We start from the raw sequence: 21,975 nt of genomic DNA, 5'->3' as shown, positions 1-21,975 counted from the left end.
CGAACGCGCGCGCTGGCGCGGCCTTGCATACGCGGCAGTACAGACGCCAGGGCGATTTCGCACGTATCATCCCGGCTCGATTTTTGCAGGCAGCCGCGCGTGACCGAATCCACTCTCGCCTTCGTCTTTCCCGGCCAGGGCTCGCAGTCCTTAGGCATGCTGGCCGAACTGTCCGAACTGCATCCGCAGGTTCGCGACACGTTCGCCGAAGCCTCCGAAGGCGCCGGTGTCGACCTCTGGGCGCTGTCCCAGGGTGGCCCGGAAGAGATGCTCAACCGTACCGAGTACACCCAGCCGGCGCTGCTGGCGGCGGGCGTGGCGGTGTGGCGGCTGTGGACTGCGCAGCGCGGCGCGCGTCCGGCCTTGCTGGCCGGGCACAGCCTGGGCGAATACACCGCGCTGGTGGCCTCTGGTGCCCTGTCGCTGCATGACGGCGCGCACCTGGTGCGCCTGCGCGGGCAGTTCATGCAGGCCGCCGCCCCGGCCGGTATCGGTGCGATGGCTGCGGTGCTGGGCGCCGAAGACGCCCTGGTGCTGGACGTCTGCGCCGAGGCGGCAGGCAGCCAGGTGGTGGTGCCGGCCAACTTCAATTCGCCCGGTCAGATCGTGATCGGCGGCGATGCGGCGGCGGTGGATCGCGCGCTGGCACTGCTGGCCGAGCGCGGCGTGCGCAAGGCGGTCAAGCTGGCGGTGAGCGTGCCGTCGCACACGCCGTTGATGCGCGATGCCGCCAATCAGCTCGGCGAAGCGATGGCCGGGTTGAGCTGGCAGACGCCGCAGATTCCGGTGGTACAGAACGTCGATGCGCGCGTGCACGACGGCAGCGCGGCGATTCGCCAGGCCCTGGTCGAGCAGTTGTACCTGCCGGTGCAGTGGACTGGCTGCGTGCAGGCGCTGGCGGCGCAGGGCATCACCAGGATTGCCGAATGCGGCCCGGGCAAGGTGTTGAGCGGGCTGATCAAGCGCATCGACAAGAGCCTGGACGCCCGCCCGCTGGCCACGCCAGCCGATTACGCCGGCGCGCTCGACGCGTGGGCGCACTGATTCGACGCACGTGCCGGTGGTATCGGCACCCCTCGACGCTCGCGGCGGTGATCGCAGCGTCCCCCTTCGAGGAACAGTAGTCATGAGCAAGCCTTTGCAGGGCGAAGTCGCCCTCGTCACCGGCGCCAGTCGCGGTATCGGCGCGGCCATTGCCGACACCTTGGCCGCCCAGGGCGCCACTGTCATCGGCACCGCCACCTCGGCCGCCGGTGCCACGGCGATCGGCGAGCGGTTGGCGGCCCACGGCGGCCACGGTCGCGAACTCAACGTCACCGATGCGGCGGCGGTCGATGGCCTGATCGATGCGATCGGCAAGCAGTTCGGTGCGATCTCGATCCTGGTCAACAACGCCGGCATCACCCGCGACAACCTGTTGATGCGGATGAAGGACGACGACTGGCAGGCCATCATCGACACTAATCTGACCAGCGTGTTCCGTACTTCCAAGGCGGTGATGCGCGGCATGATGAAGGCGCGCAAGGGCCGCATCGTCAATATCGCCTCGGTGGTCGGGGTCACCGGTAATCCGGGCCAGACCAACTACGCCGCCGCCAAGGCCGGCATCATCGCGTTCTCCAAGTCGCTGGCCAAGGAAATCGGCTCGCGCGGCGTCACCGTGAATGTGGTGGCGCCCGGTTTCATCGACACCGACATGACCAAGGCGTTGCCGGAGGAGGCCAAGGCCGCCTTGCTGCAGCAGATCGCGCTCGGTCATCTGGGCGCGCCGGAGGACATCGCCAATGCGGTGGCCTTCCTGGCCGGGCCGACCGCCCGCTATATCACTGGCGAGACCCTGCACGTCAACGGCGGCATGTACATGCCGTGAGCGTGCGGCGCCGGGAGGCGCTAAGTGGCTGATCGGCCGGGACTTGTGATGCAATGCAAGGCTCGGGCGCTTCCACTACACTATCCAACGCGGCCATCGCAGCGGCGATGGCGTTTTTTTCGTACCACCACTACTCCAGCTGGAGCGATATCCCCAATGAGCACCATCGAAGAACGCGTCAAGAAAATCGTCGTCGAACAACTCGGCGTCAAGGAAGAGGAAGTCACCACCAGCGCATCGTTCGTCGATGACCTGGGTGCCGACTCGCTGGACACCGTCGAGCTGGTGATGGCGCTGGAAGAAGAGTTCGAGTGCGAGATCCCGGACGAAGAGGCCGAGAAGATCACCTCGGTTCAGCAGGCGATCGACTACGTCAAGGCTCACGTCAAGAGCTGATGCGTTGTTCCTGACTGCGGTGGCGTGCATTGCGCCGCTGCTGCGTCAGACATTCCATGGGGCCGCTGATGCGGCCCTGTGTTTTTCAAGCGTCACCCGCAAACCGCAAGCACCGTCCGTTCCGTGGTGAGGAGATCTGCAATGAGTCGTCGTGTTGTCGTTACCGGCATGGGCATGGTGTCGCCGCTGGGCAATGATCTGGCCAGCAGCTGGGATGGGATCATCCACGGGCGCTCAGGCATTGGCCCGATCACGCAGATCGATGCCTCGCAGTTCACCACCAAGATCGCCGGCGAAATCAAGAATTTCGATCCCGCGCTTTTTGTGTCCGCCAAGGACGTCAAGAAGATGGATTCGTTCATCCACTACGGTGTCGGCGCCTCGTTCATGGCGCTGGACGATTCCGGGCTGGTGATCGACGAAAGCAATGCCGAACGCATTGGCGCCATTCTTGGCTCCGGCATCGGCGGGCTGCTCGGCATCGAAGAGCAGACCATCAAATTCCACGAGGGCGGCGCGCGCAAGATTTCGCCGTTCTATGTGCCCAGCACCATCATCAACATGCTGCCTGGCCAGGTCAGCCTGATCAAAGGCCTGAAGGGCCCGACGTTCTCCGCAGTCTCCGCGTGCGCCACGTCCAATCACTCGATTGGCACGGCGATGCGCATGATCCAGTACGGCGATGCCGACGTGATGCTGGCCGGTGGCGCAGAGCGCGGTTCCTCGCCGAGCTCGGTCGGCGGCTTCTGCGCAATGAAGGCGATGTCCACCCGTAACGACGACCCCACCGCTGCCTCGCGTCCGTGGGACAAGCAGCGCGACGGCTTCGTGCTGGGCGACGGCGCCGGCGTGCTGGTGCTGGAAGAGTACGAACACGCCAAGGCGCGTGGCGCGCGCATCTATGCCGAGCTGGTCGGCTTCGGCGCCAGCTCCGATGCGTTCCACATGACCGCCCCCAGCGAAGACGGCGAAGGCGCGGCGCGCAGCATGGTCGCGGCCATGCGCGATGCCAAGCTCAACCCCGAACAGATCGGCTACCTCAACGCACACGGCACCTCCACGCCGCTGGGCGATCTGGCCGAGACGATGGCAATGAAGCGCGCGCTGGGCGACCACGCCTACAAGACCATGGTCAGCTCGACCAAGTCGATGACCGGCCATCTGCTCGGTGCTGCCGGCGGTGTGGAAGCGATCTTCTCGGTGATGGCGCTGCACACCGGCATCATCCCGCCGACGATCAACCTGGAAGAAGCCAGTGAAGGTTGCGACCTGGATTACGTGCCGAACGTGGCGCGCGAGGTCCAGGTGGATGCGGTGATGTCCAACGGCTTCGGCTTCGGCGGCACCAACGGCACGCTGGTGTTCAAGCGCGTCTGAGTCGGCGCGTCTGCGCTGTCGCACGGCGCGTCATGCAACAGTCCCTGTCCGCCCGCATGCACTGCGTGCGTGCGGCCAGCCGATGGTGTCGGCTCGACCGATTCCTGATCAAGTCATTGCGCGCGCTGCCTTTCTCAAGGGCGGCGCGCTTTCGTATCCCACGCTACCCCGGACCGATGACGCTCACCCGATCACTGCACGCGGACATCGACTTGCTGGCGCTGCACCGGCTGGCGCCGCAGCGCTATCCGGCGCTGCTGGAATCCACCGCCTCCGGCACCGAGCACGGGCGCTGGGACGTACTGTTGCTTGCAGACGGCGCCAGCCTGCGGCTGGATCCGGACGGGCGCACGCGCGATGGCGATGGGCGGGTGATCGACGGCAATTTCTTGGATGCGCTGGATGCCGCCTGGCACGCCGAACGGGTGCCGCGCGATCCGAGCGGCGCATGGCCGTTTCGTGGCGGGTGGGCGGTGTTGCTGGATTACGAACTGGCCACGCAGGTCGAACCCATCCTGCAACTGCCTGTGCGCGCCGACCGCCTGCCGAGCGCGCTGGCCCTGCGTGCGCCGGCAGCGGTATTGCGTGACCGCGTGGAAGGACGCTGCATCGCGCTGGCCGAACCGGGTCGCGACGATCTGCTGGCCCGTATCGTCGAGGACATCGCCGCTTGCGCCGCGCTGCCGCCGTTGCCGGCCTGGGTCGGGCCGGTGGCGGTGGAGGAGGACGCACCCGAGCGCTTTACCGATGCGGTGCGGCGGGTGCTCGATTACCTGCATGCCGGCGATGTCTTTCAGGCCAATATCTCGCGCGCCTGGAATGCGCGGTTTGCCGCTGCGGTGGATCCGGCGGCGCTGCACGCCCGGTTGCGTTCGGCCAACCCGGCGCCGTTCGCCGGCGTGTTCGAGGCGGCCGGTCGCGCGGTGGTGAGTTCCTCGCCCGAGCGGCTGGTGTCGGTGCATGGCGATGTGGTGCAGACCCGCCCGATCGCCGGCACGCGGGCGCGCTTTGCCGGCGACGACGACGCGGCGCGCATCCGCGAGCTGGTCGGCCACCCGAAAGAACGCGCCGAGCACGTCATGCTGATCGACCTGGAACGCAACGACCTGGGCCGGATCTGCGCGCCGGGCACGGTCGAGGTGGACGAGCTGATGGCGGTGGAAAGCTATGCGCATGTGCACCACATCGTCAGCAACGTACGCGGTCGCCTGCGTGCCGGCGTCACCCCGGGCGAGGCGATTGCGGCGGTGTTCCCGGGCGGCACCATCACCGGTTGCCCGAAGGTGCGCTGCATGCAGATCATCGCCGAGCTGGAGCAGACCGCGCGGGGCGCCTACACCGGCGCGTTCGGCTGGCTCAATCGCGATGGCGACATGGACCTGAACATCCTGATCCGCACCGCCGAGGTGGCCGGCAACCAGGTCTGCTTCCGCACCGGGGCCGGCATCGTCGTGGACTCGGACCCGCAACGCGAGCTGGACGAAACCCGCGCCAAGGCGCGTGGCGTGCTGCGCGCGATCGAGCAGACATGAGCGCTTCAACGGGACATCACTGGTGCGCGGTATCCTGCGCGGCGATGGAGCAATGACGAGGTGGGTGTGGCGGTGACTGGCAAACGCGGATGTCTGGCCGTGCTGGGCACGGCATTGCTGCTCGCAGCGTTACTGGCGATTGCCGCGCTGGTGGCATGGCGGCATTACCTGCACTTCGCGCAGACGCCGCTGAGCGCCACCGCGCCCAGCGTGGTGATTGCGCCCGGCGATTCGCTCAAGGCCACCTTGCGCAAATTGCGCGAGGCCGGCATCGCGCAGGGCACCGATCTGGAATGGCAGCTGCTGGCGCGTCAGGTCGATGCGGCCGGCAAACTCAAGGTGGGCGAATACGCACTGGCGCCGGCCCTGTCGCCGCGCGAATTGCTCGGCCGCATGCGCCAGGGGCGGGTGATCCAGTACCGCTTCACCATCGTGGAAGGCTGGAATTTCCGTCAGCTGCGTGCCGCACTGGCCACCGCCACGCCGTTGCAGCAGACCCTGGGCACGCTGGATGACGCCGCGTTGATGGCGCGGCTGGGGGTTGCCAACCAGCATCCGGAAGGCCGCTTCCTGCCGGAGACTTATCTGTATCAACGCGGCGACAGCGATCTGGATGTGCTCAAGCGCGCGCACGCGGCAATGGACAAGGCGCTGGCGCAGGCCTGGGAGCAGCGTGCGCCCAACCTGCCGCTGACCTCGCCGGAGCAGGCGCTGATCCTGGCCTCCATCATCGAAAAGGAAACCGCGCTGGGCAGCGAGCGGCCGTTGATCGCCGGGGTGTTCCTGCGTCGTCTGCAGATGGGCATGAAGCTGCAAACCGACCCCACCGTGATCTACGGCATCGGCAGCAGTTACGACGGCAATATCCGCCGTCGCGACCTGACCACCGATACGCCCTACAACACCTATACCCGCACCGGCCTGACACCGACGCCGATCGCCATGCCTGGCCGCGAGGCATTGCTGGCGGCGGTGCGCCCGGCCGCGGGCGATGCGCTGTACTTCGTGGCGGTGGGCGACGGTACCGGCGCTCACGCCTTCTCGGCCACATTGGCCGAACATAACGCCGCGGTGGCGCGGTATCTGCAGCGTCGCCGCCAGCCGAACATGCCGCAACCGGAGCCCACGCCATGACCGCCGCATTTTCGCCCTGGCAGCAGCGCGCCTTCGACCAGACCGTGGCGGCGCTGGATGCCGGCCGGCTTGGACACGGGTTGCTGATCTGCGGCCCAGAAGGGCTGGGCAAGCGCGAAGTCGCGCTTGCCCTGGCCGAGCACGTGCTGGCCAGCTCGCCGGACCCGGCGCTGGCGCAGCGCACCCGGCAATTGATCGTCGCCGGCACCCATCCGGACCTGCAACTGATTTCGTTCATTCCCAACCGCACCGGCGACAAGCTGCGTACGGAAATCGTCATCGAACAGGTACGCGAGATTTCGCAGAAGCTGTCGCTGACGCCGCAGTACGGCATCGCCCAGGTGGTGATCGTCGACCCGGCCGATGCGATCAATCGCGCGGCTTGCAATGCCTTGCTCAAGACCTTGGAAGAACCCTCGCCGGGGCGCTACCTGTGGTTGATCAGTGCGCAGCCGGCGCGGCTGCCTGCCACCATCCGCAGCCGCTGCCAGCGTCTGGAATTCAAGCTGCCGCCTGCGCACGAAGCGCTGGCCTGGCTGTTGGCGCAAGGCGTCAGCGAGCGCGCCGCGCAGGACGCACTGGAGGCTGCGCGCGGCCATCCCGGTCTTGCCGCACAGTGGTTGCGCGAGGGTGGCCTGGCGGTACGTCGCGCAGTGGCGCAGGACCTGGAGCAGATCGCCAGCGGCCGCGCCGGTGCGGTGGAGGTTGCGCAGCGCTGGACCAACGACGGCCAGGCCGATCAGCGTTTGCGGCATGCCGCCGACCTGGCATTGGCGCAGGCCTCGGCCGGCTTGACCGATCCGTCGCGGTTGCACAAGCTGGCGACCTGGTTCGACGCCGCCAATCGCACACGCGATCTGCTGCGCACCACCGTCCGCGCCGACCTGGCAGTGACGGAATTGTTGCTGGCCTGGCGCGAGGGAGAGCGCCAGCCACGTTCTAGGGGAACTCGATGAGTGCAATGAATGCACGCCAAGGCATTTTGTCGCTGGCGTTGAAAGACAAGCCGGCGCTCTACAGCGCGTACATGCCGTTCGTCAAAGGCGGCGGCATCTTCGTGCCCACGCCCAAGCGCTACATGCTGGGCGACGAAGTCTTCCTGCTGCTGACCCTGCCCGATTCCAGCGAGCGCCTGCCGGTGGCCGGCAAGGTGATCTGGACCACGCCTGCGGGCGCGCAGGGCAACCGCGCCGCCGGCATCGGCGTGCAGTTTCCGGACGGCCCGGAAGGCGAGGCGGTGCGCAACAAGATCGAAACCCTGCTGGCTGGCCTGACCACCTCGGACAAGCCCACCCATACGATGTGACCCAGGCTGTTGCCACAGCGGATCCGGCGGGCCGGCGGATGTGTGGTGGTGCGGCCGTACCCGCTGCAGACGCCTGCGCAGCAAGGGGGATGGAGGTGCTGTGCGGGCGTGCGACATGCCTGGGTAAAGACCTGTTGACGATTGTCGCAGCTGCCCTATAATGTGCGGCTCGCGTCACCGGGCGGTTAGCTCAGCGGTAGAGCATTGCCTTCACACGGCAAGGGTCACAGGTTCGAACCCTGTACCGCCCACCATATATTCAGCGTCAGATGAAAAACCGGCGACAGCCGGTTTTTTTGTGGGCGCCAGGTAGGTGTAGCCGTAGGAGGGCGTTGATACGGCAGCGCGCCAGTCCTCTTGGATGTGATGCTCGGCAGTCACTGCCGCGAATTCAGCGGCATGCTGTTCAGTGGAGCACCTTGGCTGAGGGCATGGCGATGTTCGCGTTTTGCGCGTTCGATCAGAGTCTGCGATCTGCAGGGCGTGGTGCTGCGTTTTATCGATTGCACCGATCATGAATTCTTGGAAGGTGTCTGTGGTGAAGCGTGCGCTGCGCTTCGAAAGGCGCTGTAGGTAAGCACTTTTCGCTAGGGTCGATGCCTTGCGAGCTCGACAGGGGCTTGCCATCCTGCAAGCCCCGGGTCGAGATGGAGTGGCGATGAAGACGCTGCTTGGAAGTGCGCTGGTTGCGATGTTGCTGTTGGCCGGGTGCGCGCGCGATGTTGGCGAGCAGTACGTGGGCAAGTGGGTGAATGTGAAGTCGCAGAAGAATGTGCTGAGCATCGAGCACAATGGCGAGAGCTTCATCATTCGCGATACCACGCCGGAGCTGTTCGGCAGCGGGGTCCGGACCCGAAATTACCCGGCGCTGCTGACCAAGGGAGTGCTGCAGGTGTCCAGTGGTAGCGGCACGCTCAACTATGCGATCGACGAGGCGACGGGTCGTCTGAGCACGGGCGATACCGAATACACGCGGATCAAGTAATCACTGCATCGACGCGCGCCGATTCTCGCGCGCGTACACGCTCAGCGGTGTGCAGCAGTGAATCAATCGCTGGATATCAGCGCTCATGGCTTCCCTCGAGCGGAAGCCGAGCTGAGGTGCAGTATTCAGCGCTGTGGCGCCATCGCTTGTGCCTGCATCCAGCGCCACAAGGTGGTGCGCGAAACGCCGAGCGTCTGGGCGGCGAGGGCGCGGTTGCCGTTGGCGCGCTCCAGTGCCGTGCGCACCGCTGTGGCGGTGAGCTGCAGGCGGGATGCTGCGAGCCCGGTGTTGGCCTGCGGTGCAGGGCCGGTATATGCGTCGAACAGCTCAGGCGCCCATCGCTGGAGTTGTTCCAGGCTCAGATGGTCCTGCGCTTGCGCCTTCCAGTGAATGCATAAGCGTTCGACCAGGTTGCGCAATTCGCGCACATTGCCCGGCCATGCATGTTGCTGCATCCGCTGCAGCGCGGCGGGTGACAAGGGCGATGCAATGCTGCCCAGTTGCTGAAAATAATGCGTCAGCAACAGCGCGATGTCGTTGGAGCGATAGCGCAACGGCGGCAGGGCGATGCGTAGTGCGGTCAAGCGGTAGAACAAGTCGCGACGAAAACGCCCTTGCTCGACCAGGGACTGCAGATCCTGGAGGCTGGCGGCGATCACGCGCACATCCACGGCAATTGGCCTCGTTGCACCGACGCGCAGCACTTCACGTTCTTCCAGGACGCGTAACAGCCGTGTCTGTAGCGGCATCGGCAATTCGCCGATTTCGTCGAGGAACAGCGTGCCGCCCTGTGCTGCTTCGATCAGGCCGGTGTGGCCGCCGCGGCGTGCGCCGGTGAAGGCGCCATCGCTGTAGCCGAACAGTTCCGCTTCCAGCAGCGATTCGCTAATGGCGCCGCAATTGATCGCGACAAAGCGGCCACGCCGGCGACTGCCTGCATGCAGTTGTTGCGCGACCAACTCCTTGCCGGTACCGGTCTGGCCGCTGATCAACACGGTGCCCGTGTGCGGCGCGTACAACTGCACCAGCTCGCGGACGTGCACCATTGCCGCGTCGTCGCCGAGCAGCATGTCGCTGCGCCGTATCCGGCGTGCGTTGCTGCGGGCGGCCGGGCGTTCCTGGCTGGAGGCGGTGCCCAGTGCGATGGCGTTTTCCAGCGCGTGACGAACCGAATCTGCCGAATACAGCAGTACGCCCGGCAGGCCGGCCTGCTCGGCGAAATCGATCGCCATGCCGGTGCCGACGATGACCTGGATGCCGCTGGCGCGCAGGTCGGCAATGCAGTCGCGCGCGTCTTCGGCGGTGACGAAGCGGCGGTGCTCGATGTCGAGGTCGAAGCTGTCCTGAAAGGCCCGGAACGAGGGCACGTCGGTGGCATGGGTGACCACGCCGATGCGCGGTGCGATGCGGCGTGCGCGCGCCAGCGCTTCCATCAGGTCGAACCCGGTGGCCTGGATCGGCGCCAGTGGCAGCGCGAGCCGGCTACGCAGATAGGCGGCATTGGAGCCGCCGGCGACCAGGACGTCGCAGCGCTCGCGGCGCAGGCGCTGGCCGATGACCTCCACCGCCTCGGCAAAACCGAGGTTGACCTGCTCGATGCGTGCGCGCTGGTCGAATTCGGGGATGACATCGGCGAGCAGGCCGGTCAGCCGCGACACGCTGACGGTCCAGATCACCGGCGGCGCTGCGTCGGCCAGATCTACAGGGGAGGGGCTACGCATGGACGTTGGCGTGTTGCATGGATGTTTCATGTTGCGCCAGTTGTTGCATATCTGCAACGATTGCCGGACATGCCGTAATGCAATCAAGCACTTACGATTGGCATGGTGTCTGCGCCCGTCCCGACATCCCATCCCAGGAATCGCCATGACGTCCTCGCCCATTTCCTCCGCCGGTACCCGCTTCCGCGCGGCGCTGGCTGCCGAGTCGCCGCTACAGGTCATCGGCGCGATCAATGCCAATCATGCGCTGCTGGCGCAGCGTGCCGGATATCAGGCCATTTATCTGTCGGGCGGCGGCGTGGCGGCGGGTTCGCTGGGACTGCCGGACCTGGGCATCAATACCTTGGAAGACGTGCTGATCGATGTGCGCCGCATCACCGATGTGTGCGCGTTGCCGCTGCTGGTGGACGTGGACACCGGCTTCGGGCCGAGCGCGTTCAACATCGAGCGCACCATCAAGTCGCTGATCAAGGCGGGCGCGGCCGGCTGCCATATCGAAGACCAGGTCGGCGCCAAGCGCTGCGGGCATCGGCCGGGCAAGGAGATCGTCAGTCAGGGCGAGATGGTGGACCGGGTCAAGGCGGCGGCCGATGCCAAGATCGATCCGGCGTTCTTTTTGATCGCGCGGACCGATGCCATCCAGATGGAAGGCGTAGATGCGGCGATCGAGCGCGCCATCGCGTGCGTGGAAGCGGGCGCCGACGGCATCTTTGCCGAGGCTGCCTACGACCTGGAGACCTACAAGCGTTTTGTCGATGCGGTGGACGTGCCGGTGCTGGCCAACATCACCGAGTTCGGCAAGACGCCGCTGTTTACGCGCGACCAACTGGCCGCTGCCGGTGTGGCGATCCAGTTGTTTCCGCTGTCGGCATTTCGCGCGGCAAACAAGGCCGCTGAGGCCGTCTACACCGCCATCCGGCGCGACGGCCATCAACAAGCGGTGCTGGAAACGATGCAGACGCGCGAAGAGCTGTACGAGCGCATCGGCTACCACGACTACGAACAACGCCTGGATGCACTGTTTGCGCGCAAAGGCGCATGATCGCCGCTTGCTGCGTCCACCTGGTCAATCCTCAGTGACACCGCAACACGCCACCGCTTGGGAGCTCATCGCATGAACGACACCACCATCCCCGGTTTCAAGCCGAAAAAATCCGTTGCCCTGTCCGGCACTGCCGCAGGCAACACCGCGCTGTGCACCGTGGGCCGCAGCGGCAACGATCTGCACTATCGCGGTTACGACATCCTGGATCTGGCAACCACCAGCGAGTTCGAAGAGATCGCCTACCTGCTGGTGCACGGCAAGCTGCCCAACAGCGGCGAACTGCGCGGTTACAAGGCCAAGCTGCGTTCGCTGCGCGGTGTGCCGGCGGCAGTGAAAACTGCGCTGGAACAATTGCCGCCGTCGGCACATCCGATGGATGTGATGCGCACCGGTGTCTCGGTGCTGGGCTGCCTGCAGCCGGAAAAGGACGACCACAACCATCCTGGCGCGCGCGACATCGCCGACAAGCTGATGGCCTCGCTGGGCTCGATGCTGCTGTACTGGTACCACTACAGTCACAACGGCAAGCGCATCGAACTGGAGACCGACGACGACTCGATCGGCGGGCATTTCCTGCATCTGCTGCACGGGTTTGCGCCGAAGGAGTCGTGGGTGCGTGCAATGCACACCAGCCTGATCCTGTATGCCGAGCACGAGTTCAACGCCTCCACGTTTGCATGCCGCGTAATCGCCGGCACCGGCAGCGATATGTACAGCGCCATTGCCGGTGGCATCGGCGCATTGCGTGGGCCCAAGCATGGCGGGGCCAACGAAGTGGCCTTCGAGGTGCAGAAGCGCTACGACACCCCGGACGAGGCCGAGGCCGACATCAAGGCGCGTGTGGAACGCAAGGAAGTGGTGATCGGCTTCGGTCACCCGGTGTATACGGTGTCCGACCCGCGCAACAAGGTGATCAAGAACGTGGCGCGTGAGCTGTCCGATGCGCAGGGCAGCCGCAAGATGTACGACATCGCCGAACGTCTGGAGACGGTGATGTGGGACATCAAGAAAATGTTCCCGAACCTGGATTGGTTCAGTGCGGTGAGCTACCACATGATGGGCGTGCCGACGGCGATGTTTACGCCGCTGTTCGTCCTGGCACGCACCGCCGGTTGGAGCGCGCACATCATCGAGCAGCGCGTGGACGGCAAAATCATTCGCCCGTCGGCCAACTACACCGGTCCGGAAGATCAGGTATTCGTGCCGTTGGATCAGCGTCCCTGAGAGAGTGTGGGGGAGTGAGCCCTCATCCGCCCTTCGGGCACCTTCTCCCGCTTGCGGGAGAAGGGCGCTGCAGTCGCAGCGGTGCTACTGCAGCGCCGCAACCGCAAAAAACCTCGCCCGCTTCGATATCGCCAGCCATGAACAGCCAGTACCGCAAGCCCTTGCCGGGCACCTCGTTGGATTATTTCGATGCACGCGCCGCAGTGGATGCGCTGCAGCCCGGCGCTTATGCAACGCTGCCGTACACCGCGCGCGTGCACGCCGAGAACCTGGTGCGGCGCGCCGAGCCGCAACTGCTGGAGGCCTACCTGCGTCAGTTGATCGGGCGCAAGCGCGATCTGGATTTTCCGTGGTTTCCCGCGCGTGTGGTCTGTCACGACATCCTGGGCCAGACCGCGCTGGTGGATCTGGCCGGCCTGCGCGACGCCATTGCCGAGCAGGGTGGGGACCCGGCACAGGTCAACCCGGTGGTGCCGGTGCAGCTGATCGTCGATCACTCGCTGGCGGTGGAGTACGCCGGGTTCGACAAGCAGGCCTTTGAAAAAAATCGCAGCGTGGAAGACCGCCGCAATGCCGATCGCTTTCATTTCATCGAATGGACCAAGCGTGCGTTCGAGAACATGGAAGTGATTCCGCCAGGCAACGGGATCATGCATCAGATCAATCTGGAGAAGATGTCGCCGGTGATCTACACCCTGGACGGCGTGGCGTTTCCGGATACCTGCGTGGGCACCGACAGCCATACCCCGCACGTGGATGCGCTGGGCGTGATCGCCGTGGGTGTGGGCGGGCTGGAAGCGGAGAACGTGATGCTGGGGCGTGCCTCGTGGATGCGGCTGCCGGACATCATTGGCGTGGAATTGACCGGCCGGCCGTTACCGGGTATCACTGCCACCGACATCGTGCTGGCCTTGACCGAATTTCTGCGGCAGCAGCGCGTGGTGGGTGCGTATCTTGAGTTTTACGGTGCCGGCGCCAGCGCGCTGACCATCGGCGACCGCGCCACCATCTCCAATATGACGCCGGAATTCGGTGCGACGGCGGCGATGTTCTATATCGACCAGCAGACCATCGACTACCTGCGGCTGACCGGTCGCGAAGACGCGCAGATTGCGCTGGTGGAAACCTATGCGCGGCACACCGGCTTGTGGGCCGACGATCTGGTCACCGCGCAGTACGAACGCGTGCTGCAGTTCGATCTGTCGAGCGTGGTACGCAACATGGCCGGCCCGTCCAACCCGCACAAGCGGGTGGCCACCAGCGAGCTGGCCGAGCGCGGCATCGCTGGCGTCTGGGACGCCGTGCCGGGCCAGATGCCTGATGGCGCAGTGATCATTGCCGCGATTACCTCGTGCACCAATACCTCCAACCCGCGCAATGTCATTGCCGCGGGCTTGCTGGCGCGCAATGCCAATGCACGCGGATTGACGCGCAAACCCTGGGTGAAAAGTTCGCTGGCGCCCGGTTCCAAGGCGGTGCAGCTGTATCTGGAAGAGGCCGGCCTGCTGGGCGAGCTGGAGCAGCTGGGCTTCGGCATCGTGGCCTTCGCCTGCACTACCTGCAATGGCATGAGCGGCGCGCTGGACCCGGTGATCCAACAGGAGATCATCGATCGCGACTTGTATGCCACGGCGGTGTTGTCGGGTAACCGCAATTTCGACGGGCGCATCCATCCGTACGCCAAGCAGGCGTTTCTCGCTTCGCCGCCGTTGGTGATTGCGTATGCGATTGCCGGCACGGTGCGCTTCGACATCGAAAAAGACGTGCTGGGCATTGATGCCGATGGCGTCGCGGTGACGCTCAAGGACCTGTGGCCGAGCGATGCGGAGATCGATGCGGTGGTGGCGCGCAGCGTCAAGCCGGAGCATTTCCGCAGCGTCTACGACCCGATGTTCAAGCGCAGCGTCGGGCAGGGCGCGCGCGTGAGCCCGCTGTACGACTGGCGCCCGACCAGTACGTATATTCGACGCCCCCCGTATTGGGAGGGCGCGCTGGCCGGTGCACGCACATTGCAGGGCATGCGTGCGCTGGCGGTGCTGGGCGACAACATCACCACCGACCACCTGTCGCCCTCCAATGCCATCCTGGCCAGCAGTGCGGCGGGCGAATATCTGGCGCAGATGGGTGTGCCGGAGGAAGACTTCAATTCCTATGCCACCCATCGCGGCGATCACCTCACCGCGCAACGCGCCACCTTCGCCAACCCGAAGCTGGTCAACGAAATGGCCGTGGTCGATGGGCAGGTCACCGCCGGCTCGCTGGCGCGTCTGGAGCCTGAAGGACAGGTCGTGCGGATGTGGGAGGCGATCGAAACCTACATGACGCGCAAGCAACCCTTGATCATCATTGCCGGCGCCGACTACGGGCAGGGCTCCTCGCGCGACTGGGCGGCCAAGGGCGTGCGGCTGGCAGGCGTGGAAGCGATCGTGGCCGAAGGCTTCGAGCGGATTCACCGCACCAACCTGATCGGCATGGGCGTGCTGCCGCTGGAGTTCAAACCAGGGATCGATCGCAAGACCCTGGGCATCGACGGCAGCGAAACATTCGATGTCATGGGTGAGCGCACGCCGGGCGCGACGCTGACGCTCTCGATCCATCGGCGCAACGGCGAGCAGGTGCAGGTGCCGGTGACCTGCCGTCTGGATACTGCCGAAGAAGTGTCGATCTACGAGGCGGGCGGCGTGCTGCAGCGGTTTGCGCAGGATTTCCTGGAAGCGAGCAAGGTGGCTTGAGGACTTGCGGCTTATCGGATTTGGCGGCCGCTTGAGGGCCGCCTGGCCAGCAGGCACATTTTGGGCAAGCTATGCCATTGCAAAGCGAGAGTGGCCACAATGAAAATTTCACTGCCTGACGAGCTCCAGGCAGTTGTCGATCAGCAGGTCCCTGAACACGCGTCTGGCTCAGGCAGCGAGTGCCTGCAAGCGCTGATCCGCAGGCAGCGCGATGTGCAGCTGTTACGCGGTGTGCTCATGGATGGCGCCAATTCGGGGCCTGCGATTGCGATGGGCGCCGAGGTGTTCCAGACACTGCGGGCACGTGCCCACGCATGGGCTGCGGACGTGTGAGCCCGGCGCGTTGGCGCTTGCGTAACTGGATGAGTTGACTCAAGAGCAACGGGTTTGGATTTTTCTCTATTTCGAGTGATGGTTGCCGGCTCCATGGTCGGCCCCTAGCAATTCATTCAGACCGAACGCTTGGCGGGTCGGCTTGATTCAGGCATTGGATGGATATGACAGCTCTTGCACTAACACGTGGGAAGACGTACTACCGGCTTACATTTGCCGATGGTGATATGACGATGCCGCATGTCGAGCCGCTGGTTTACATTGGCGACGGTGAGGACGCTAGTGGGGAGCGTTTCTGTGCGTTCCAAGATGCGGTCTCTTACGTCACGCACGGATCGCGCCTTGCCCAAGGCAATCGCGATCAAGATGACTCACCCCTGTACTTCATTTCGCCTTTGGAGATTGGAGAGTCGGTCGTTGATTTGGATCAGGTTGCAGCGCAAGTTCAGCACTGTCTATCCAAGGCAGAAGCGCTTGGTTGGCCAGTGCTTCCGGTTCTTGTGCGCGGGTGGCAATCGGTTGAGAGCTGAGGCACTTTTTCGGGCCACACCGTTTATTTTCTCGATGAGTGATGAAGATCAGATCCATATTCGCTTCGAAAAATCGCCTTGAGCAGGCGTTAGGCGCAAATACCACCATGGCGGGAAGCTTGGAGACTTTACAAACGGTGTGTTCACTGGTCAGTCTGATGCCCGGCGTCACCATGCTTGGCAGCGAGATAGTTGATACAGGGGCACGTCTTCGCTTTTTTGCTTCTGAACGCTATGCCATCTCAGCGGTCCAAACATGTGCTGAGGCTGCAAACGCGACGGTTGAGCCATGGCTCTACGACGGTTCGGAAAGTAATCCCCGGGAGCAGGCAATTTCTGTGGCGACTCAGGCCCGAGACGGCCTGGAGCACGGTGAGTTACAAATGCTAGGCATTCATCTCGTATGGCACCTTCATGGCCTCGACCTACTTCCCACTGCAGAGGCTAACTCACTGCTGGAAAAATGGGGCGCTGCCGAGTTGGCGCCTAACAACTCAGTAAAGCCTAACCCGCTTGACGGGTCGGCTTGATTCAGGCGTTGGATGCCAGTGCAATGACAATTGAGATCGTTGAATTTCGACGAATGCTTGAGGCAGGTCAACGCTACCTAAGTGGTACGTGCTCTATCCAGGAGCTCAATGGTCATGTGAGTTGTTGTGCGGACGCTATAAAATTCTGGCGTGGGCACGGTGCAATTGCTCAAGTACTTGTGGACTGGGGCGCGATGATTGACCGACGCTGGAACGAGCGGGGCCACTCGCCTAATCCGCTGTCAGAGCAGGACTTCAGGGCATGGCTTGGGCAACAACTCATGTTGCTCGTGCAGATGCCTGATACTTCAATCAAATAGAACCCTCTTGGCGTTCCTAACAGGCGCCCTACGCTGCGCGTGCAACCAATCTCCTAGTCTGGCGCCTCATGCACATGATCAAAAAAATGACCCATCTTCCCCAACTCCGCATCCCTGCCACCTACATGCGTGGCGGCACCAGCAAGGGCGTGTTCTTCCGCTTGCAGGATCTGCCGCTTGCCGCACAACAGCCGGGGCCGGCGCGCGATGCCTTCTTGTTGCGGGTGATCGGCAGCCCCGATCCGTATGCCAAGCAGATCGATGGCATGGGTGGGGCGACGTCCAGTACCAGCAAGAGCGTGATCGTGTCGGCCAGTCGGCGCGACGGGCACGATGTGGACTATCTGTTCGGGCAGGTGTCCATCGATCGTGCGTTTGTGGATTGGAGCGGCAACTGCGGCAATCTGTCGGCGGCGGTGGGGCCGTTTGCGATCGCCAATGGCCTGGTCGATGCCGCACGCGTGCCCCGCGATGGGATCGCGACGGTGCGGATCTGGCAGGCCAATATCGGCAAGACCATCGTGGCGCACGTACCGATGACCGATGGGCACGTGCAGGAAACCGGCGACTTCGAGCTGGATGGAGTGACCTTTCCCGCCGCCGAAGTGCAGCTGGAATTTCTCGACCCCGCCGATGCGACCGAGGGCGAGGGCGGGGCGATGTTTCCCACCGGCAATCTGGTCGACCAGCTGGAGATTCCCGGTCTGGGTACGATCGCCGCCACGCTGATCAATGCCGGTATCCCGACCATCTTCGTCAATGCGCACGAGCTGGGTTACACCGGCACCGAATTGCAGGAGGCGATCAACGGCGATGCGCGCGCGCTGCGCATGTTCGAAACATTGCGCGCGCATGGCGCCGTGCGGATGGGGTTGATTGCCAGCGTCGAGGACGCCGTTACGCGTCAGCACACGCCCAAGGTCGCCGTTGTCGCGCCGCCGGCCGACTACACCGCGTCCAGCGGCAAGCCGGTGCATGCGGACGAGATCGATCTGCTGGTGCGTGCGATGTCGATGGGCAAGTTGCACCACGCGATGATGGGCACTGCCGCCGTCGCCATCGGAACCGCCGCTGCCGTTCCCGGCACCCTGGTCAATCTGGCCGCCGGTGGCGCGACGCGGACGGCGGTGCGCTTCGGCCATCCGTCCGGCAGCTTGCGCGTCGGTGCGGAGGCGACACTGGTCGATGGGCAGTGGCAGGTGACCAAGGCGCTGATGAGTCGTAGTGCGCGGGTGTTGATGGAAGGCTGGGTGCGGGTTCCGGGCGATGTTGCCGGGCTCGGGTAATCGACGCAGCGAAACAGGCGCGCTTGGCGTCTGCACGCCGATTCGAGGATGAGATTGCCGTGGCGCGTCGCTGAGACCGGCGGGGCTCCAGCGCACAAATTGCATGGCCCTGTTGCATTAATTAGAACGCTCTTGCGAATTCCGAAAACTTTTTCGCACGCGCTCTGCCATATTTGTGTAAATCGTGTTAATTCTGTTGCACCGCGGCATGCAGGCCAGGCAGCCGCCCCGCCACCAGAATTCGGAGTCTTCCCATGTCAGCCAGCCGGTCGCTCAAGATCAGCGCGCTTGCCGTTGCCGTCGTTTCGCTTCTCCCGTTCCACGCTGCTGCACAGCAGGCCTCTGGCGATGACGGTGTCGTGCGTCTGGATGCGGTCAAGGTCACGGTCGAGCGTCGCTCGGAAGATTCCAAGGATGTGCCGGTGTCTGCCAGCGTGTTGCGCCCGGAATTTCTGGACGCCATTTCCACCAGCGGCTCGGACATCCGCGTGCTGGCCGGCAAGGCGCCCAGCCTCAATATCGAATCCTCCAACGGCCGTGTGTTCCCGCGCGTGTATATCCGCGGTTACGGCAACACCGACTTCAATACCTATGCCTCGCAGCCGGTGTCGTTGATCTATGACGACGTGGTGCAGGAAAACGCGTTCCTGAAGGGCTTCCCGATCTTCGATCTGGAAGGCCTGGAAGTGCTGCGCGGCCCGCAGGGCACGCTATTCGGCCGCAATACCCCGGCCGGCGTAGTCAAGTTCAACTCGGTCAAGCCGACCATCGGCGCCAATGACGGCTACGCGAGCCTGTCCTATGGCACCTACGGCACCATGACCCTGGAAAGCGGCCTGAGCATCGCCATGGGCGAGCATTGGGCGGCGCGTCTGTCCACGCTGGGCCAGCGCCGCGACGACTGGGTGGAAAACCGCGACGGCCGCGATCTGGAAGGCTATACCGACTCGGCGGTGCGCCTGCAGTTGCTGTACCAGGCCAGCGACGATTTCAGCGCCTTGTTCAATGCGCACGCGCGCCATCTGGACGGCACCGCGCGCCTGTTCCGCGCCAACATCATCCGGCCCGGTACCAACCAGCTGGTGGATGGCTTCGAGGCCGAAAAATCCTTTATCGACGGCGCCAACACCCAGGAACTGCAGACCTATGGCGGCAGCGCCAATCTGACCTGGGACCTGGGCGACATCGCGCTGCACTCGATCACCGCGTATGAGGGCATCGGCAAGTACTACAGCCGTGGCGACATCGACGGCGGCTTCGGCGCGGTGTTCGCACCGCCGTCCGGTCCGGGCGCGATTCCGTTCCCGGTGGAAACCGCCGGCGGCATCAAGAGCCTGGACCAATACAGCCAGGAAGTGCGGGCCGAATCGCAGTACGAAGGCCCGCTCAACTGGCAAGCCGGCCTGTACTACTTCCACGACGATGTGGAAGGCGAAAACTACACCTACAACACCTTCAGCGGCGGCGACCTGGCCAGCTACCAGCTGACCCGCCAGCGCAATACCTCGTGGGCGGCGTTCGGTTCGTTGAACTACGCGGCGACCGACCGCCTGAACCTGCGCGCCGGCATCCGCTACACCTACGACAAGAAGACCTTCGACGTGCTGGCGCTGGACCGCGTCACCCTGGTCCAGCCGTCCAGTGGCGAGACCGACAACTCCAAGGTCACTGGCGATCTGGCGGCCACGTTCTCCATCAACGACGATGTCAACGTGTATGCGCGTGCCGCACGCGGCTTCCGCGGCGCCAGCTTCGGCGTGCCCTCGGGCACTGCGCCGCTGACCGTGGCCGAGCCGGAGACCGTGGATTCGTTCGAGGTCGGCATCAAGTCGGACCTGTTCGACAACCGCGCGCGCCTGAGCTTCGACATCTACGATTTCCGGGTCAAGAATCAACAGCTCACTGCGGTGGGCGGCACCTCCAACGACGTGCGTCTGCTCAACGCCGACAAGACCAAGGCACGCGGCGCCGAGTTCGATTTCGAAGCGCTGCTGACCCAGAACCTGCGCGTCACCGCCGGCGGCGCCTACAACTGGACCCGCATCGACGACCCGGCCCTGTCGGTAGGCGTGTGCCGCACCTGCACCGTGACCGACCCGCTCAATGCGGCCGGCCGCGCGCTGATCGACGGTAACGACCTGCCGCAGGCATCCAAGTGGATGGCCAACGCCACGCTGCGTTATGGCATCCCGATGGGCAACGATGGCGAGCTGTTCTTCTACACCGACTGGTCCTACCGCAGCGAAGTGAACTTCTTCCTGTACGACTCCAAGGAATTCACCGGCCAGCCGCTGGTCGAAGGTGGTGCCAAGATCGGCTACAACTGGGGCGCCGGTGCATACGAGCTGTCGGTGTTCTGCCGCAACTGCACCAACCAGATTCGCGTCACCGGTGCGATCGACTTCAACAATCTCACCGGCTTCATCAACGACCCGCGCATCGTGGGCGCGCAGTTCCGCGCCAATTTCTGATCGGTGTCGTGATGTAGCGGTATCGAACCGCCGGCTATCATGCCGGCGGTTTTTTTATGGCGGCAGGAGCAGCGACATGCAACGAACATGGCACAGGATCGGGTTGATGGTGGTGTTGTCGTGCATCTCCGCCATGGGCTACGCACAGGCACCCACGCCCATCGCGGGCGGCGCGCAGACAGGTGCACCGACACCTGCATCGACCGAGTTGCTGGTGGTCTCCACCGATATCGGCGACGACATCGACGATGCGTTTGCGCTCGGGTTGCTGCTGCGTAGCCCGCAACTGCGTGTGCTGGGCATCGCATCGGCCTGGGGCGACACCAGTCTGCGTGTGCAACTGTTGCAGCGTCTGTTGCAACAGGCAGGGCGCAGCGACATTGCGTTGGCAGTAGGCAAGCGCACTACCAGCACGATTCCCTTCAGCCAGGCGCGCTGGGCCGCGAAAGGGCAGCTGCCGAGCGGCTTGCCCGATGCGGCGGCGATGATCCTGCAGCAGGCGCATCGCCACCCGGGCGAGGTGACCTTGCTGGTGCTGGGCCCGATGACCGATGCCGCACTGGCGCAGCAGCGCGACCCGGCCGGTTTCGCCAAGCTCAAGCGTATCGTGGCGATGGGTGGGTCGGTGCGGGTGGGCTACGGCAAGTCTGCGTATCGGCCGGCCAGCGCGCCGGCTGCCGAGTACAACATCGTGTCCGATGTGGCTGCCGCGCAGCGCGTGTTTGCGGCCGGTGTGCCGATCGTGCTGCTGCCGCTGGATGCCACCCAGCTCAGCCTGGAAGAGCCCGAGCGCGTCGCACTGTTTGCGCACGGCGACGGCCTGACCGACGCACTCACCCAGCTCTACTACCAGTGGCGCAATACCGACCAGCCCTGGGCCAGTGCAACACCCACCTTGTTCGATGCCGTGCCGGTGGCCTGGCTGCTGCGTCCCGCACTGTGTCCGACCACGCCGTTGCATCTGGACGTCGATGCGCAGGGTTATACGCGCGAGGGGCCGGGCACGCCGAACGTGCAGGCCTGCCTGCGCGTGGACAAGCCGGCATGGACGGCGTTGTACATGCAGCAACTGCTGCGCTGAGCGAGCTTGTAGAAGGCGTTTCCTGGACAGCCTTCTCCCGCAAGCGGGAGAAGGTGGCGCGCAGCGCGGGATGAGGGTGGGTTAGTTTGAAATGCCCCCATC

At 64.5% G+C, this 21,975-nt stretch carries 19 protein-coding genes and 1 tRNA gene; 19 read left to right on the top strand and 1 reads right to left on the bottom strand.

Annotation, left to right across the window (positions count from 1 at the left end; genetic code table 11):
• The first annotated feature begins 99 nt into the window (after window positions 1-99).
• From fabD to Y887_RS04275, 10 genes are all read left to right on the top strand, one after another.
• A complete protein-coding gene (gene fabD / locus Y887_RS04320; protein ID WP_046963171.1) occupies window positions 100-1,044 on the top strand; it encodes an ACP S-malonyltransferase in 945 nt (314 codons plus the stop codon).
• 82 nt (window positions 1,045-1,126) lie between these two features.
• Window positions 1,127-1,870 carry a 3-oxoacyl-ACP reductase FabG gene (gene fabG / locus Y887_RS04315; protein ID WP_046963170.1) on the top strand — a complete coding sequence of 248 codons (744 nt, stop codon included), beginning with the start codon at window positions 1,127-1,129 and terminating at the stop codon, window positions 1,868-1,870.
• Between the two features lie 156 nt (window positions 1,871-2,026).
• Window positions 2,027-2,266, top strand: a complete 240-nt coding sequence (acpP, locus tag Y887_RS04310; protein ID WP_002814322.1) for an acyl carrier protein — start codon at window positions 2,027-2,029, stop codon at window positions 2,264-2,266.
• 141 nt (window positions 2,267-2,407) lie between these two features.
• Complete coding sequence (fabF, locus tag Y887_RS04305; RefSeq protein WP_046963169.1) at window positions 2,408-3,643, top strand: beta-ketoacyl-ACP synthase II; 1,236 nt, start codon at window positions 2,408-2,410, stop codon at window positions 3,641-3,643.
• A 176-nt stretch (window positions 3,644-3,819) separates the two neighbouring features.
• Complete coding sequence (locus Y887_RS04300; protein ID WP_046963168.1) at window positions 3,820-5,175, top strand: aminodeoxychorismate synthase component I; 1,356 nt, start codon at window positions 3,820-3,822, stop codon at window positions 5,173-5,175.
• Window positions 5,176-5,235: 60 nt separating this feature from the next.
• Window positions 5,236-6,309 (top strand): endolytic transglycosylase MltG, encoded by a 1,074-nt coding sequence (gene mltG, locus Y887_RS04295; protein WP_046963167.1) that lies wholly within the window; start codon window positions 5,236-5,238, stop codon window positions 6,307-6,309.
• Window positions 6,306-7,265, top strand: coding sequence for a DNA polymerase III subunit delta' (locus tag Y887_RS04290; RefSeq protein ID WP_046963166.1), 960 nt, complete (start codon window positions 6,306-6,308; stop codon window positions 7,263-7,265). Before mltG ends, Y887_RS04290 begins: the two co-directional genes overlap by 4 nt.
• Window positions 7,262-7,615: a PilZ domain-containing protein gene (locus tag Y887_RS04285; RefSeq protein ID WP_003483889.1), complete on the top strand. Its 354-nt coding sequence runs from the start codon at window positions 7,262-7,264 to the stop codon at window positions 7,613-7,615. The genes Y887_RS04290 and Y887_RS04285 overlap by 4 nt, the downstream gene beginning before the upstream one ends.
• A gap of 179 nt (window positions 7,616-7,794) precedes the next feature.
• Window positions 7,795-7,869 (top strand) — tRNA-Val (locus tag Y887_RS04280).
• A 404-nt stretch (window positions 7,870-8,273) separates the two neighbouring features.
• On the top strand, window positions 8,274-8,600 hold the full coding sequence (locus tag Y887_RS04275; RefSeq protein WP_046963165.1) for a hypothetical protein: 327 nt from the start codon (window positions 8,274-8,276) through the stop codon (window positions 8,598-8,600).
• A gap of 125 nt (window positions 8,601-8,725) precedes the next feature.
• On the opposite strand, the gene prpR is transcribed toward Y887_RS04275, so the two are convergent.
• Window positions 8,726-10,321, bottom strand: coding sequence for a propionate catabolism operon regulatory protein PrpR (prpR, locus tag Y887_RS04270; protein ID WP_046963164.1), 1,596 nt, complete (start codon window positions 10,319-10,321; stop codon window positions 8,726-8,728).
• Window positions 10,322-10,466: 145 nt separating this feature from the next.
• Between prpR and prpB the strand changes: the two genes are divergently transcribed.
• The 9 genes from prpB (at window position 10,467) to Y887_RS04230 (ending at window position 21,873) form a co-directional block, all read left to right on the top strand.
• Window positions 10,467-11,363 (top strand): methylisocitrate lyase, encoded by an 897-nt coding sequence (gene prpB / locus Y887_RS04265; protein ID WP_046963163.1) that lies wholly within the window; start codon window positions 10,467-10,469, stop codon window positions 11,361-11,363.
• Between the two features lie 72 nt (window positions 11,364-11,435).
• A complete protein-coding gene (gene prpC, locus Y887_RS04260; RefSeq protein ID WP_046963162.1) occupies window positions 11,436-12,590 on the top strand; it encodes a bifunctional 2-methylcitrate synthase/citrate synthase in 1,155 nt (384 codons plus the stop codon).
• A 137-nt stretch (window positions 12,591-12,727) separates the two neighbouring features.
• Window positions 12,728-15,322, top strand: coding sequence for a Fe/S-dependent 2-methylisocitrate dehydratase AcnD (acnD, locus tag Y887_RS04255; RefSeq protein ID WP_046963161.1), 2,595 nt, complete (start codon window positions 12,728-12,730; stop codon window positions 15,320-15,322).
• A 497-nt stretch (window positions 15,323-15,819) separates the two neighbouring features.
• On the top strand, window positions 15,820-16,185 hold the full coding sequence (locus tag Y887_RS04245; RefSeq protein WP_146093324.1) for a hypothetical protein: 366 nt from the start codon (window positions 15,820-15,822) through the stop codon (window positions 16,183-16,185).
• Window positions 16,186-16,226: 41 nt separating this feature from the next.
• The gene (locus Y887_RS20100) at window positions 16,227-16,715 is read left to right on the top strand and encodes a hypothetical protein (RefSeq protein ID WP_146093323.1); all 489 of its coding nucleotides are present in this window, start codon (window positions 16,227-16,229) and stop codon (window positions 16,713-16,715) included.
• Window positions 16,716-16,738: 23 nt separating this feature from the next.
• Window positions 16,739-17,035: a hypothetical protein gene (locus tag Y887_RS20645; RefSeq protein ID WP_162199150.1), complete on the top strand. Its 297-nt coding sequence runs from the start codon at window positions 16,739-16,741 to the stop codon at window positions 17,033-17,035.
• 86 nt (window positions 17,036-17,121) lie between these two features.
• A complete protein-coding gene (prpF, locus tag Y887_RS04240; protein ID WP_046963236.1) occupies window positions 17,122-18,321 on the top strand; it encodes a 2-methylaconitate cis-trans isomerase PrpF in 1,200 nt (399 codons plus the stop codon).
• A 254-nt stretch (window positions 18,322-18,575) separates the two neighbouring features.
• The gene (locus tag Y887_RS04235; RefSeq protein ID WP_046963158.1) at window positions 18,576-20,792 is read left to right on the top strand and encodes a TonB-dependent receptor; all 2,217 of its coding nucleotides are present in this window, start codon (window positions 18,576-18,578) and stop codon (window positions 20,790-20,792) included.
• Between the two features lie 106 nt (window positions 20,793-20,898).
• Complete coding sequence (locus tag Y887_RS04230; protein ID WP_046963157.1) at window positions 20,899-21,873, top strand: nucleoside hydrolase; 975 nt, start codon at window positions 20,899-20,901, stop codon at window positions 21,871-21,873.
• The last annotated feature ends 102 nt before the right edge of the window (window positions 21,874-21,975 follow it).

This window comes from Xanthomonas pisi DSM 18956 (assembly GCF_001010415.1).
GTDB lineage: Bacteria > Pseudomonadota > Gammaproteobacteria > Xanthomonadales > Xanthomonadaceae > Xanthomonas > Xanthomonas pisi.
The sequence above is the reverse complement of the archived record's forward strand: the minus strand, read 5'-3'. Positions and strand labels throughout refer to the sequence as shown.